Source organism: Polaribacter vadi, assembly GCF_018861005.1.
Lineage (GTDB): Bacteria > Bacteroidota > Bacteroidia > Flavobacteriales > Flavobacteriaceae > Polaribacter > Polaribacter vadi_A.
In genome coordinates this window covers 1-14921 of sequence record NZ_JAHKQL010000021.1, presented here as the reverse complement: position 1 = coordinate 14921, position 14921 = coordinate 1, and the positions used below count along the sequence as shown (strand labels likewise).

Annotated in this window: 11 protein-coding genes; 4 read left to right on the top strand and 7 right to left on the bottom strand. The window is 29.6% G+C overall.

Features of this window, described 5'->3' with window-relative positions; all coding sequences use genetic code 11:
* Positions 1 to 51: 51 nt before the first annotated feature.
* Entirely contained in the window at positions 52 to 1488 is a 1437-nt protein-coding gene (locus tag KO506_RS10735) for a sodium:solute symporter (protein ID WP_215994913.1), read from the bottom strand.
* A gap of 94 nt (positions 1489 to 1582) precedes the next feature.
* Between KO506_RS10735 and recR the strand changes: the two genes are divergently transcribed.
* The gene (recR, locus tag KO506_RS10730) at positions 1583 to 2200 is read left to right on the top strand and encodes a recombination mediator RecR (protein WP_215994912.1); all 618 of its coding nucleotides are present in this window, start codon (positions 1583 to 1585) and stop codon (positions 2198 to 2200) included.
* A gap of 35 nt (positions 2201 to 2235) precedes the next feature.
* Here recR and KO506_RS10725 read toward each other — a convergent pair whose 3' ends face one another.
* Together KO506_RS10725 and KO506_RS10720 are read right to left on the bottom strand one after the other, a co-directional pair.
* Positions 2236 to 2652 carry a lipocalin family protein gene (locus KO506_RS10725; RefSeq protein WP_215994911.1) on the bottom strand — a complete coding sequence of 139 codons (417 nt, stop codon included), beginning with the start codon at positions 2650 to 2652 and terminating at the stop codon, positions 2236 to 2238.
* Positions 2653 to 2734: 82 nt separating this feature from the next.
* On the bottom strand, positions 2735 to 3565 hold the full coding sequence (locus tag KO506_RS10720) for a universal stress protein (RefSeq protein ID WP_215994910.1): 831 nt from the start codon (positions 3563 to 3565) through the stop codon (positions 2735 to 2737).
* Positions 3566 to 3761: 196 nt separating this feature from the next.
* Between KO506_RS10720 and rimP the strand changes: the two genes are divergently transcribed.
* Genes rimP through infB form a run of 3 tightly spaced genes read left to right on the top strand, consistent with a single transcriptional unit; the run spans position 3762 to position 8425 of the window.
* Positions 3762 to 4223, top strand: coding sequence for a ribosome assembly cofactor RimP (rimP, locus tag KO506_RS10715; protein WP_215994909.1), 462 nt, complete (start codon positions 3762 to 3764; stop codon positions 4221 to 4223).
* Between the two features lie 11 nt (positions 4224 to 4234).
* The gene (gene nusA, locus KO506_RS10710; RefSeq protein WP_215994908.1) at positions 4235 to 5491 is read left to right on the top strand and encodes a transcription termination factor NusA; all 1257 of its coding nucleotides are present in this window, start codon (positions 4235 to 4237) and stop codon (positions 5489 to 5491) included.
* 60 nt (positions 5492 to 5551) lie between these two features.
* Complete coding sequence (gene infB, locus KO506_RS10705) at positions 5552 to 8425, top strand: translation initiation factor IF-2 (protein ID WP_215994907.1); 2874 nt, start codon at positions 5552 to 5554, stop codon at positions 8423 to 8425.
* Between the two features lie 66 nt (positions 8426 to 8491).
* Here the strand turns inward: infB and KO506_RS10700 are convergent, their stop codons facing one another.
* From KO506_RS10700 to KO506_RS10685, 4 genes are all read right to left on the bottom strand, one after another.
* Positions 8492 to 9640, bottom strand: a complete 1149-nt coding sequence (locus KO506_RS10700) for a T9SS type B sorting domain-containing protein (protein ID WP_215994906.1) — start codon at positions 9638 to 9640, stop codon at positions 8492 to 8494.
* Entirely contained in the window at positions 9576 to 11207 is a 1632-nt protein-coding gene (locus KO506_RS10695; RefSeq protein WP_215994905.1) for a PKD domain-containing protein, read from the bottom strand. The genes KO506_RS10700 and KO506_RS10695 overlap by 65 nt, the downstream gene beginning before the upstream one ends.
* Positions 11208 to 11527: 320 nt before the next feature.
* Complete coding sequence (locus KO506_RS10690; RefSeq protein ID WP_215994904.1) at positions 11528 to 14245, bottom strand: T9SS type B sorting domain-containing protein; 2718 nt, start codon at positions 14243 to 14245, stop codon at positions 11528 to 11530.
* 5 nt (positions 14246 to 14250) lie between these two features.
* Positions 14251 to 14921 (bottom strand): T9SS type B sorting domain-containing protein (locus tag KO506_RS10685; protein ID WP_215994903.1); only part of this gene is annotated, 671 nt, incomplete at its 5' end.

The window sequence follows — 14921 nt, the reverse complement described above, 5'->3', positions numbered from 1 at the left end:
GTTTATGTTAATCAATAAAAACGATAATTCTATTTTTTTTGTTTTGATAGTTTAGGCTGTCTTTTTTACAAGAGTTAATCCTAAAAATGTAATTGCTCCATTTAAGATTAAAAGAGCAAAACCAAAGTCGAAATTAAAATATTTTAAACATAAAAGGTTTGCTAAAAATGTGATAAAAGGAGAGGAGATGCAAATTAGTGGTACAAATTTATCTTTTACTTTTAATTTTGTAAATAAGCCAAATGCATATAACCCTAAAAGAGGGCCATATGTGTAATTCGCAAATGTGAATATTTTGGCAATAACACTTTCATCAGCTATAAAATATTTAAAAATAAGAATGGTTGCAATTAAAACAAAAGAAAAGATGATGTGTATTTTCTTTCTAGATTTTTCTTGTTCTACTTCGTTTTTCTTTTTATCAATCTCTAAAATGTCTATGCTAAAGGAAGTGGTTAAGGAAGTTAAAGCAGAATCTGCACTAGAATATGCAGCTGCAATTAGCCCTAATAAAAAGAAAATAGCAGTTGCTAAGCCTAAAGTACCTTTTGTTGCTATTATTGGAAAAAGCTGATCTTTATGAGCGTCAATTCCGTTTTTCTGTGCATAATCTGTTAAAAGTACGCCTAAAGCTAAAAAGAAAAAGTTTACAATTACCAAAACAATCGTAAACCAAAACATATTTTTCTGAGCATCTTTTAAATTTCTACAAGTAAGATTTTTTTGCATCATATCTTGGTCTAAGCCAGTCATTACAATAGCTACAAAAGCACCAGCCAAAAAGCGTTTCCAGAAATAATCGCCAGTTTTTACATCGTCAAAAAAGAAAGTTTTAGAAAGTTCGCTATCTGCAACATAAGAGAATAGATTAGTTATCTGTAATTCATCAGAAATGGTATAAATACAAACACCAACCGCAATTAGCATAAATAAAGTCTGTAAAGTATCTGTCCAAACAATAGTTTTAATTCCTCCTTTAAAAGTGTATAACCAAATCAATAAAATAGTTATAGTTACAGTTACCCAAAAAGGAATTCCATAAACATCAAACAATAAAAGTTGAAGTACGTTTGCTACTAAAAATAGACGAAAAGCAGCACCAATAGTTCTAGATAATAAGAAAAAAGAAGCACCTGTTTTGTATGAGTATTTGCCAAATCGATCTTCTAAATAGGTGTAAATTGATGTTAAATTAAGTCGATAATAAAGTGGTAATAATACCAATCCAATTACTGCATAACCAATTACATAACCTAAAACCATTTGCATATAACTCATGCTTTGTGCTTCTACCCAACCAGGAACAGAAATAAAAGTAACTCCAGAAAGTGAAGCTCCAATCATGCCAAAAGCCACTAAATACCAAGGTGATGAATTGTTTGCCTTAAAAAAAGTTTTATTATTGGCAGATTTTCCTGTGATATAAGAAATAAGAATAAGTACGGTAAAATAGCCTACTATTAATAAAATGATGTGAAGTGGTTGCATATTTAATTATGGATGATCAATTCTAAAACACGAATATAGTCTTTTGTCTTTTTTCTTGATTCTTTTTTCTATAGAAGTTGTAATTTTGCAAACTATGGATTTTTCATCGAAGATTTTAGAAAATGCAGTAAATGAAGTTTCTCGTTTGCCAGGAATAGGTAAACGAACAGCTTTGCGTTTGGTGTTGCATTTACTAAAACAACCAGCAGAAAATACAAAATATTTATCTGAAGCTTTGTTGCATTTAAGAAATGATGTAAAAACCTGTGAAAAATGTCATAATATTTCTGATACTGTTCTGTGTGATATTTGCCAAAACCCAAAAAGAAATCCAGAAATTGTTTGTGTTGTAGAAGATATTAGAGATGTAATGGCTATAGAAAGTACTGCACAATTTAAAGGATTATACCATGTTTTAGGAGGTAAAATATCGCCAATAGAAGGTATTGGACCTCAAAATTTACAAATAGATTCTTTGATTAATAAAGTTAAACAAGGAGAAATTAAAGAGCTTATTTTTGCATTGAGCTCAACTATGGAAGGTGATACTACCAATTTTTACATCTATAAACAATTGCAAAAATTTGATATTACAACATCTACAATTGCAAGGGGTATTGCAGTAGGAGATGAGTTAGAATATGCAGATGAGGTTACTTTGGGTAGAAGTATAATCAACAGAATTCCTTTTGAACAAAGTATAAAAAGTTAAAAGAGGTTTTATGGTTTTAAAACCTCTTTGTTTTATTAAATTTTGTTGTAAACACTAGTGTAGGTGTTTGTTACATTGTTGTAAGTATCGTAAGTTGTTAAGCTAAATGTACTATTGTTATTAGAGAAAGTAATTTCTATTATTTCTGTTTCTCCATCTCCATAATCAATTTCGTAATTTGTATTGCCTAAGTTTTCCCAAGTAAAACTAGAAGATTCACTTACACAGTTATCATTTTCATCGTTATAAAAACTTATTGTATTAGCCTGTGCGTTATCTGTAAAAGTAACAGTGCTTTGTAAAGAGCAAGAGTCACTTTCAGTTACGCCATTGTAAGTCTGAGAACTAACTTGCCATTTACCAACAATTGGGTCATCAGAAAGAGGGTTTTCATTAGATTCACAAGAAATTAAAAAAGCAGTTGCAATAAATAGATAAAGTAATTTTTTCATAATATTTTAGTTTTAAAATTATATAATAAAATTAACTATAAATGAGATTTCGTTTTATACCTATAAGTAAGTAAAATTAATATTAAACTCTAATTGTTAAAATAGGTTTTAAAGCTTTTTTAGATAAAGTTTTGGTTACACTTGCAGAAAATATATGAGATAATCCACTTCTGCCATGCGTGCTTAAACCGATTAAATCTGCATCTATATCTTTCGAAAAATTTAAAATTCCTTTGTTAATAGTGGCATCATTATAAATATTTATAGAATATTTTGGTAGGTCGAAATCTTTAATAAAGTTTGTGATTTTTTCTGTGGCTTCTTGTGTGCTTTCGAATCTAGAAGGCGTATTTACTTTTAATAAATGAATCTCGCTTTTAAAATGATTTGCAAAATCTAAAAACTTTTTAAATACCGCTTTTTTGTCTTCATTTTTAAAACTAGAAGCAAAAACTAAATTTCTCATTCTAAATTTTTCATTATCCCTCTTTACAACAATAACTGGTACTTTAGAGGTTCTTACTACCTTTTCTGTGTTAGAACCAATCAGTATTTCTTCAAAATTAGAATGCCCTTTAGAACCCATAACAATTAAATCAGCATTAATTTTATCAGCATATTTTAAAATACCTTCATGCGGATTTTGTAATTTAATTATATGATTTACTTCTGTTTTTTTATGAAAGAATTTCTCCTTAAATTCTAGCATACGTTCTCTAACTTTTCTTAAGTACAACATGCTTTCTGGAATGCTAAATTTACTGCTTGCTCCCATATCTACAACACCTGTAGGTAATTCTATCATATGTAAAAGGTAAACAACACTGTTAGATTTTTTAGCAATTCTTGCAGCCATTTTTGAAGCGTATTCAGATTTTTTTGAAAAATCGATAGGAACTAAAATTTTTTCCATAATAACAGTTTTTTAAGTTAAATGAATATGATATTTAAAGTTACAAAAATAATTGGATATAATTCAGTTTGTTAAATACTAAAGATTTCGTATATTTGCACCGATTTTAATAATAAATGAAGGATGCAGGGGACTTAAAGTCCCCTCTTTTTATACTCAAAATCAATATTTTTGAGGTGTTTATAAAAATTACAAAATGGATCAAAACAAAATAAAAGATTTAGTAGACGAAGCATTAGCCTTAAATGAAAGTTTATTTTTGATTGATTTATCAATATCTGTAAACAATAAAATTCAAGTTACTGTTGATGGAGATAATGGAGTTCCTTTAAGCGAATGCATTAGAATTAGTAGAAATGTAGAGCATAATTTAGATAGAGAAGAAGAAGATTTTTCTTTAGAAGTAACCACTCCAGATATTTCTCATCCATTAAAAGAAAAAAGACAGTACAAAAAGAATGTAAACAGAATTTTAAAAGTTAAAACTGCAGAACAAGAAGTAGAAGGAACTTTAACAGAAGCAGATGATGAAATAATTGTACTAAATTGGAAAGCAAGAGAGCCAAAACCAATAGGTAAAGGAAAAGTTACTGTGCAAAAAACAGCAACTATAGCATATAAAGATATTAAAGAGGCAAAAGTGAAGATTGTATTTTAAGTAAAGATGTAATGGAAAATATAGCGTTAATTGATTCGTTTTCAGAATTTAAAGATAATAAAAGTATAGACAGAGTAACATTAATGTCTATTTTAGAAGAGGTTTTTAGAGCTGCTTTAAAACGTAAGTTTGGTTCAGATGATAATTTTGATATTATTATTAACCCAGATAAAGGAGATTTAGAAATTTGGAGAAATAGAGTTGTTGTTGCAGATGGTTTTTCTGAAGATGATAATGAAGAGATAGAATTAGCTGAAGCAAGATTAATTGAGCCAGATTTTGAAATCGGCGAAGATGTATCTGAAGAAGTAAAGTTAATTGATTTAGGAAGAAGAGCAATTTTAGCATTACGTCAAAACTTAATTTCTAAAATTTACGAGCACGATAGCACAAACATCTTTAAACACTTTAAAGAATTAGAAGGCGATTTATACAGTGCAGAAGTGCACCATATTCGTCATAATGCAATTATTTTGTTAGATGATGATGGTAATGAAATTGTTTTACCAAAAAGTGAGCAAATTCGTTCAGATTTCTTTAGAAAAGGAGATTCTGTAAGAGGTGTTATAAAAACAGTAGAATTAAGAGGTAATAAACCAGCAATTATTTTATCTAGAACAGCACCAGCTTTCTTAAATAAATTATTTGAACAAGAAATTCCTGAGGTTTTCGATGGTTTAATTACTGTAGAAGGTGTTGCAAGAATACCAGGAGAAAAAGCAAAAGTAGCTGTAGATTCTTATGATGATAGAATAGATCCTGTTGGAGCTTGTGTTGGTGTAAAAGGATCTAGAATTCATGGAATTGTACGTGAGTTAGGTAATGAAAACATTGATGTTATCAATTATACTAAAAACGAACAATTGTTTATTTCAAGAGCATTGAGTCCTGCAAAAGTGACATCAATGGAAATAACAATGTATGAAGAAGAAAAAAATGGTAAAAAAGGACGAGTAAGTGTACTTTTAAAACCAGAAGAAGTTTCTAAAGCAATTGGTAGAGGTGGTGTTAATATTAGATTGGCTAGTGAGTTAACAGGTTACGAAATAGACGTTCAGAGAGAAGGTTTAGAAGAAGAAGATGTAGAGTTAACAGAATTTATCGACGAAATCGAAGATTGGGTTATTACAGAATTCAAGAAAATTGGTTTAGATACAGCAAGAAGCGTTTTAGAAACAAGCGTTGCAGAATTGGTTAAAAGAACTGATTTAGAAGAAGAAACGATTGTAGATGTTCAACGAATCTTAAAAGAAGAATTCGAGGACTAATTATAGTATATAAGTAAGGTAAAAAGTATATTTTTACAAAAATAAAGTTAAAAAGAATATATGTCTGAAGGCAAAACAATGAGGCTTAATAAAGTTTTAAGGGAATTAAACATTTCTCTTGATAGAGCTGTCGAATTTTTAGCAGATAAAGGTCATGAAATAGAATCAAGACCAACCACTAAAATTACGGGAGATGTTTATCAAGTTTTACTTGATGGCTTTGAAACAGATGCGAACAAGAAAGCCGCATCTAAAGAAGTAGGAGAGGAAAAACGTAAAGAGAAAGAAGCAATTCGTTTAGAAGCTGAAGCTAAGTTAGAAAAGAAAAGAGCAGAAGAAGCAAAGAAAGAAGAAATTCTTAAAGCCAAGGCAGATAGATTTGAGTTGAAAACTGTTGGTAAAATCGATATCGATAATGTTGGTAAAAAAGCTGTCGAGAAAAAAGAGGAAGTAAAAGAAGAACCTAAAGAAGAGGTTGTTGCCAAAACTGAACCTAAAATCGAAGTTAAAGAGCCAGTTAAGGTAGAAGAAGCACCTGTTAAAGAAACACCTGTAGTTGAAACTCCGAAAGAAGAAACACCAGTTGTAGAGAAACCAGTTGTAGAAGCACCTAAGGTTAAAAAGCCAGTTTCAGAAATTGAAAAAGCTGCATCTAAAGTTACTGAGAAGAAAAATGAAGTAAGAAAAGGCAATGCTAAATCAGAAGAAAAAACTGAAGAAGTTACTGCTGAAAATGCTGAATCTATTAAAACTCAGTATAAGAAATTAGATGGGCCAAACTTTACAGGTAAAAAAATTGATTTAAAACAATTTGAAAGACCTAAAAAGAAAAAACCAGAGGTTAAAAAGCCAGCTGCTGCAGATGCAAAGAAAAAGCGTAAGCGTATAAGCAAACCAAATACTTCTAGTAACAATAGAAGTAACCCAAATAATAGAGGTGGTCAAGGTAACAACAGAGGTGGTCAAGGTAATAATAGACCAGGATTTAGAGGTAGAGGAAACCAAAGAACACCTGTTAAAAAAGAAGAGCCAACAGAAGCAGATATTCAAAAACAAGTTAGAGAAACTCTAGAAAAGCTACAAGGAAAATCTTCTAAAGGTAAAGGAGCAAAATATCGTAGAAATAAAAGAGATGCTCACAGAGAGCAAACAGAAGCAGAATTAGAAGCACAAGCTTTAGACAATAAAATCTTAAAAGTAACTGAGTTTGTTACTGTAAGTGAGGTAGCAACAATGATGGAGGTACCTGTTACTCAGATTATTTCTTCTTGTATGATGTTAGGAATGATGGTAACTATGAATCAACGTTTAGATGCTGAAACATTAGTTATTGTTGCTGAAGAATTTAATTATAAAGTAGAATTTGTTGGTGCAGAAGTAGAAGAGTCTATTGAAGAAGTAGAAGATAAACCAGAAGATTTAGAAACTCGTGCCCCAATTATTACTGTAATGGGTCACGTAGATCATGGTAAAACTTCTTTATTAGATTATATAAGAAAAGCAAATGTAATTGAAGGTGAAAGTGGAGGTATTACACAACATATTGGAGCCTATTCTGTAAATGTTGGCGATCAAAAAATTGCATTTTTAGATACACCAGGTCACGAAGCCTTTACAGCAATGCGTGCTAGAGGTGCTCAAGTAACAGATTTAGTTATTATTGTAGCTGCAGCAGATGATGATGTAATGCCACAAACAAAAGAGGCTATTTCTCATGCACAAGCAGCTGGTGTACCAATTATTTTTGCAATTAATAAGATTGATAAGCCTAACGCAAATCCTGATAATGTAAAAACACAATTATCTCAAATGAATTTGTTGATAGAAGAATGGGGTGGAAATATCCAATCTCAAGATATATCAGCAAAAACAGGTCAAGGAATTGAAGAACTTTTAGAAAAGGTATTATTAGAAGCTGAAATTTTAGAATTAAAAGCGAATCCAAATAAAAATGCTGTTGGTACTGTAGTAGAAGCTCAGTTAGATAAAGGTAGAGGTTATGTAACCACAATCTTGGTTCAAGCTGGTAGCTTAAGAGTAGGAGATTATATTTTAGCAGGTAAACATAGTGGTAAAGTAAAAGCTATGTTTAATGATAAAGGTAAAAAATTAAAAGTAGCAGGCCCATCAACACCAGTTTCAATTTTAGGTTTAGATGGTGCACCACAAGCAGGTGATAAGTTTAATGTATTTGAAGATGAAAGAGAAGCAAAACAAATTGCCTCTAAACGTTCTCAATTACAACGTGAACAATCTGTTAGAACTCAGAAAACATTAACACTAGATGAAATTGGACGTAGAATTGCACTTGGTGATTTCAAAGAATTAAACATTATCCTTAAAGGGGATGTAGATGGTTCTGTAGAAGCATTAACAGATTCTTTCCAAAAATTATCAACTGAAGAAATTCAAGTTAATATTTTACATAAAGGTGTTGGAGCCATTACAGAAAGTGATGTGTTATTAGCAACAGCATCAGATGCCATTATTGTTGGGTTTAATGTAAGACCACAAGGAAATGCAAGAGCAGTTGCAGATAGAGAAGAAGTAGATATTAGAACTTATTCTATTATTTATGCAGCTATTAACGACTTAAAAGACGCCATGGAAGGAATGTTATCTCCAGAAATGAAAGAAGAGGTTGTTGGTAATGTTGAGATTAGAGAAATTTATAAGATTTCTAAAGTTGGTAACATTGCAGGTTGTATGGTAATGTCTGGTAAAATACAAAGAGATTCTAAAATTAGAATTATTAGAGAAGGTATTGTGATTCATGATGGTACTCTTACTGCTTTAAAACGTTTTAAAGATGATGTAAGAGAAGTTACTAAAGGATATGATTGTGGAATACAGATTAAAAATTTCAATGATATTGAACAAGGTGATATTATTGAAGCATATACAGAAGTTGCAGTTAAAAAGAAATTGAAATAATTTCTTTCTTTAAATAAAAAAAGACCAAAACTGATTTAGTTTTGGTCTTTTTTTATTTAAAGTTTCTTAGTTTCTAATTAAACTAAAATTACCAGCTTCTTCTATTAAATTGTTATCAATATCAACAATTTCTGCCCTAAACCAATAATTGTTTGTACTTAAACTTTTACCATTATAAGTACCATCCCAACCTAAAGAATCAAAATCTGTAATAGTACCAATAACTTTTCCATATCTATCAAATATCATTACACTAATAGACTTAAAAGCATTTGCATCAATCCCTTTAATATTCCAATAGTCATTATCACCATCACCATTTGGTGTAAAGAACTTTTTAAAACCAATTACAGTAATATCTGCTTCTACTTGTTGTTCGCAACTATTGATGTCTTTAACGTAAATGGTTCTTAAACCAGGTTCTACATTAGTAAATGTATAAGAAGTAGAGTTGCCGTAAAAAGTAATGTTATCTAAAGAAAATTCGTAACTACTATTTCCGGTTAAATAAACATCAACAATATTATTGGTTTCATCTTCTGTATTAACTTCAATATTATCAAAAGTGGGCTTATCAGGGTTTATAACTGAAAAACTCTTTGTGTTAGAACAAAGTAAACCATTTTCTGATTTGTATACAGTTAATGAAAATTCGCCAACAGCATCCAAAGTAAAATCTTGATTTATGCTAATAATATTACCAGTGTTATTTCTCCATTCAAAACGTTCATTTATATTATCAGCACTAATAATTACTGGGGGTTTTACACTTGGATCAAAACAAATGGTATAAGAATCTGCAATTGTTATTTTAGGTTCTGAATTTACAATTAAGTTTATAGGTTCTATACCTCCACAACCTAAAGATGTATCTGCTCTTACCCAAATTGTTGTTGTTGGAGATATAAATTTAAGCTCTCTTATTTCATTTTTATCGATTTCTGCACTATAAGTATCTGGATAAAAACGAAGGTTGGTACTTGTTGGTATTCCTAAATTAGTTCTAATTTCTTCTTCTTTAAGTTCTAAATTAAAGTTTCCATTTAAGCTATCATTTGGTAATGAACAAGTATATAAATTAGATATACTTTCAAGTTCTACAAAAACAGATTCGATTGTAAATTCAGCAAAATTAGAACATCCATAACTATTAAAAATTTTTGCATAAATGGTTTGTGGATGTTCTAATGTTGGTGTAATTTTCTGGATCTGCAATAGGATTATCACTTAAATAATCAGCATAATTTTCATAATAATATATTTCTAATCTATTACCAAGAGAAGTTAAATCATTACTAATGGTAGTTAAATTAAAAATATCTGTTCCATTATTGTCTAAATCGCATTGTACAATTTTTTGGTTATTATTTACTTGTGGTAAAGAGTAAATATTAATGTTTTTATTTACTGTAATTTGTCTATTGTTAATAGTAATTGTAGCTGTAATTTTATATTGTCCTGTTGATGTATATATGTGTTCTGGAGAAATTTCTGAAGATGTTGTACCATCTCCTAAATCCCATTCTGCAGCAGTAATTTTTGCATAGGTATCAACTTCAAAAATAATGTTGTTATTTATACAGCCTTTTTCGGTTAGAATTCTTGTTCTAAAGTAAGATTGTACAAAGTTGGGTAACCCTAAAATAGATCTTCCATTTTGTAAATCAACATAATTTTCATTAAAGTTAGCCAAAGTTTTATCAGAGGTTTTTGGGGGATTAATTTGACTTAAGTAATGGCCACCTTCTATTTCGTTTCTAGAGGTTGTCATATAAATATTACCATCACTAGCCAATTGCATATAATTTCCATTAGAATATACATCAATATTATCTGTAACATTAACTACTTGTCTATCATCTAAATCATCAGTTTTAAATTGAAAAATAATATTTTCTTGATTATTAGAGTTTATGGATTCTGCATATAGATATTTTGAATCTCGAGAAAACTCAATACCATGAGTTGTAGGAAATGGTCTAGAAGGAGTAAAGTCCTCAAAAACATTAATAATTTCTGTTGAGGTTATTTTTCCGGTTTCACTATCAAATTTTCCTAAATAAGCAGTAGAATTATTGCTCATTGCAATATATTCTCCATTAGGAGATATTTTTAATGATCCGTTATTCTCTAAAGTTTCTATTGGTAATTGTGATATAACTGGTGTTCGGTTAACTCCATTTTTATCTACTTTATATGCGTAAAAGGTATTAAAATTTGTACTTGCACTATCTTCTTTTCCATAAGTTAATACCCAAAAGTTTTTACCATCTTTGGCATGTACAGCAGCTAATTTTACTGAGACTAAATCATTAACTAAAGTGTTTTTTTTAAATACAGCTCCTAAACCTTTATTTTGTGATAAATCTACAATAGAAAAATATAAACCAGGACCTACATGATCTGCCAAAGGGTTATTTGTAATACCTTTTAAAGTGAATAAATAATATAGGTTTTCGTTTTCTGGATTAGGAATTACAATACAACTTTGCAAAACTTCAACATCACTACCTAGTTTGCCTCCATTAGGAATTCCATAGTGATATTTATTAAAAACAAAAATTCCTTGAGTATAAAAAAGTAAATTACCATTTTTATCTGATATTGTTGTACTTCCTTTTGGGGCATGCATTTCACTGTCGTTTATAACTACAGGTTTTCCATTAGCAAAATTTATATTAGCTAATTTACCAAAATACCAATTTTCAGTTTCTCTTTGCCCATAAGATAAATAAGTTATAAGCAGAAAAATTAGAACTAGTATTGTTCTTTTGTATAGCATAATTCTTTTTTGAGAATGATAAATTTTCTTTTTTGTTGATGTAAGGTTGATTAGTATCAGCAGGAATAAATGTAATCTTGTGTAAATAATAATCAGATGGTATTGATTTATTCTAACCCAATATTGACTATTTTTACGTTCATAAACAGCTAATAATCTTTGTCTTGCATCCTAAATAGGCTTCTAATTTAGAAAATAATTTTAATAACCCAAACCTTAGAGTATTTTTTAAGGTTTAATTATTTCTTATAAACCGAAAATTTTAGGGTTTTTAAATAATAGTTAAAAAGAAATTGAGATATTTTTTTTTTAAAAGTCTATTAGTTTCTAATTAAACTAAAATTACCAGCTTCTTCTATTATATTATCTTCTTTATCAATAATTTCTGCTTTAAACCAATAATTGTTTGAGATTAGGCTTTTACCATTATAAGTACCATCCCAACCTAAAGAATTAAAATCTGTAATTGAACCAATAACTTTTCCATATCTATCAAAAATCATTACACTAATAGACTTAAATTCGTTGGCATCTATCCCTTTAATATTCCAATAGTCATTATCTCCATCACCATTTGGTGTAAAGAACTTTTTAAAACCAATTACAGTAATATCTGCTTCAACTGGTTGTTCGCAATCATTTATATCTTTAACATAAATAGTTCTTAAACCAGGCTCTACATTAGTAAATGTATAAGAAGTTGAGTTACCGTAAAAAGTAATATTATCTAAAGAAAATTCGTAATTACTATTTCCGTTTAAATAAACTTCAACAATATTATTGGTTTCGTCTTCTGTGTTTACTAAGATGTTACCAAAAATGGCTTTTTCAGGATTTACAACTGTAAATGTTTTGGTGTTAGAACAAAGTAAACCATTTTCTGATTTGTAAACAGTTAATGAAAATTCACCTACAGCATCCAAAGTAAAATCTTGATTTATACTGATAATATCACCAGTGCTATTTCTCCATTCAAAACGTTCGTTTATACTATCTGCAGAAATAATTACAGGCGGTTTTACACTAGGATCAAAACAGATGGTGTAACTATCTGCAATATTTATTTTAGGTTCTGTATTTACAATTAAATTTATAGGTTCTATACCTCCACAACCCAAAGAAGTATCTGCTCTTACCCAAATTGTTGTTGTTGGAGAAACAAAATTAAGCATCCTTAATTCATTTCTATTTGTTTGTGCGCTATTTGAATCTGGATAAAACCTGAGGTTTGTAGTTGTAGGTATCCCTAAATTAGTTCTTATTTCTTCTTCTTTAAGTTCTAAGCTAAAACTACCATTTAAGCCATCATTAGGCAAAGAACATGAATACATATTAGAAATATTATCTAACTCAACAAACAACGATTCTATTGTGAATTCTGCTAAGCTAGAGCAACCATAACTATTAATCATATTTGCATAAATAGTTTGTGGATTACTGATGTTGGTATAATCTTCTGGATCTGCTATAGGATTATCATTTAAATAATCTGTATAAGTTTCATAATAATATATTTCTAATCTATTACCAAAAGGTGTTATATCATTACTAATAGTTGTTAAATTAAAGCTATCTGTACCATTATTATCAAAATCGCACTGTACAATTTTTTGATCATTTATAACTTCAGGAGGTGAGTAAATAGTAATGTTTTTATCTACAGTTATTTGTCTATTGTTTATGGTGATTGTTGCAGTAATTTTATATTGCCCAGCAGAAGTATATATATGTTCTGGGTAAACTTCTAAAGATGTTGTGCCATCACCAAAATCCCATTCTGCAGCAGTAATATTTGCATAGGTATCTACTTCAAAAAAAAGCTTATTGTTTATACAATCATCTTCTGCTATTACTCTTGTTCTAAAGTAAGATTGAACAAAGTTAGGTAAACCTAATATTGATTCTGCAGATAATAAATCAATAGTATTTTCATTAAAAGTAGCCAAAGTTTTATCTAGAGATTTTGGGGGTACAATTTGACTTAAATAATTACCACCTTCAGTCTCACTTTTAGATGTTGTTAAGTAAATATTTCCATCCTTAGCCAATTGCATGTAATTTCCATTTGCATAAGCATCAATATTATCTGTAACATGAACTACTTGTCTATCATCTAAATCATCAGTTTTAAATTGAAAAATGGTGTTATTTCCATTGGGTATGTTTACAGATTCTACATAGACGTGTTTTGAATCTTGCGAAAATTCAATTGCGTGTATAGTTGGAAATGGCCTAGGAGGAAAAAAACCTTCTAAAACACTTAAAAAATCTGTTGAAGTTATACTACCAGTTTCAGTATTAAAATTGGCAAATATAGCAGTATTATTATTGCTCATTGCTATGTATTCTCCATTAGGAGATACTTTTAAAGCTCCATTATTTTCACTAGCAGGAATAGTTATTTCTGATGTAACTGGAGTTCTATTTACTCCTGTTTCATCAATTTTATATGCATAAAATGTATTGTAATTAATACTAGATGAATTTTCTTTACCAAAAGTAATAACCCAAAAAGACTTACCATCTTTAGCATGTACAGCTGTAAGTTTTTCTGACGCTAAAGAAGTTAATGCTGTATTTTTTTTTGTTACTGCACCTAGGCCTCCATTTTGTGATAAATCTATTGTTGAGAAATATAGACCTGGAGCTATTGCAGCACCCAAAGGAGGTGTGTCATTAGTAACTTTTAAAGTAAAAAGATAATAGATGTTTTCATCATCTGGATTTGGAATAATAATACAACTTTGCAATACTTCATCATCACTTGCTAATAAAGCACCATTTTGCATTCCGAAATGATTTTTATTAAATACATAAACACCATCCGTATAAAATAATAAGTTTCCATTTTTATCAGAAATTGAGGTACTACCTTTTGGGGTAGATAAATTTCCATCATTTATTACTACAGGTTTTCCGTTTGCAAAATTAAGACTAGCTAAATTACCAAAATACCAATTATCAGTTTCTCTTTGTCCGTAAGTAAAATAAGTTATAAATAAACAGAGTAGAACTAAAGTTGGTCTTTTGTATAGCATATTTTTTATTTTCTCATTAGAGAGAAATTTCCTTTTTTATTAATAATTGGTCTGCCCGAATTTTCAGGCGGTACAAGTGTAATATTATACCAGTAATCATCAGAAGGAAGTAGTTTGCCTTGATACATTCCATCCCAACCTTGGCTGTCTATAGGTTCTTGTGCCACTAATTTACCATATCTATTAAAAATATTGATACTCGCATTCGGATAAAATGTTTTATTGGCTCCTTTTACAACCCAAGTGTCATTATAACCATCTGCATTTGGAGTAAAATATTTTGGAAATTGAATTACAGAAACCTCTAAGGTTGTGTCTGGTGAACAACCATTTTTATCATTTACAATAATGGTGTAAATTCCGCCTTCTAAATTTTCGAAAAGAGGATCGTCTTGAAAACCAATCATTGGTGTTCTTTCGTTATTTTCTGTGGTGTTTATTATTGCAAATTGATAATCTCCAGGACCTAAACTGTTATTGATAACATCAATAGAAATGGATAAATTATCTTCGTCGCTACTAATATTGTTAGATTCATCAATTATGGTGATAAAACTGCTTTCTAAAGTAGCAATGTTAGATGCATTTACTTCAATAGTTTCTACTCTTTCACAAAAAGTACCATTGGTTGTTGTAGCTGTAACTGTATATTTACCAGCAGTTGTTACATCAATAT

Bases quoted from the DNA above. Each gene is read 5' to 3' on its own strand.
- KO506_RS10735 (WP_215994913.1), bottom strand. From the start codon at position 1,488: ATGCAACCACTTCACATCATTTTATTAATAGTAGGCTATTTTACCGTA.
- recR (WP_215994912.1), top strand. From the start codon at position 1,583: ATGGATTTTTCATCGAAGATTTTAGAAAATGCAGTAAATGAAGTTTCT.
- KO506_RS10725 (WP_215994911.1), bottom strand. From the start codon at position 2,652: ATGAAAAAATTACTTTATCTATTTATTGCAACTGCTTTTTTAATTTCT.
- KO506_RS10720 (WP_215994910.1), bottom strand. From the start codon at position 3,565: ATGGAAAAAATTTTAGTTCCTATCGATTTTTCAAAAAAATCTGAATAC.
- rimP (WP_215994909.1), top strand. From the start codon at position 3,762: ATGGATCAAAACAAAATAAAAGATTTAGTAGACGAAGCATTAGCCTTA.
- nusA (WP_215994908.1), top strand. From the start codon at position 4,235: ATGGAAAATATAGCGTTAATTGATTCGTTTTCAGAATTTAAAGATAAT.
- infB (WP_215994907.1), top strand. From the start codon at position 5,552: ATGTCTGAAGGCAAAACAATGAGGCTTAATAAAGTTTTAAGGGAATTA.
- KO506_RS10695 (WP_215994905.1), bottom strand. From the start codon at position 11,207: ATGCTATACAAAAGAACAATACTAGTTCTAATTTTTCTGCTTATAACT.
- KO506_RS10690 (WP_215994904.1), bottom strand. From the start codon at position 14,245: ATGCTATACAAAAGACCAACTTTAGTTCTACTCTGTTTATTTATAACT.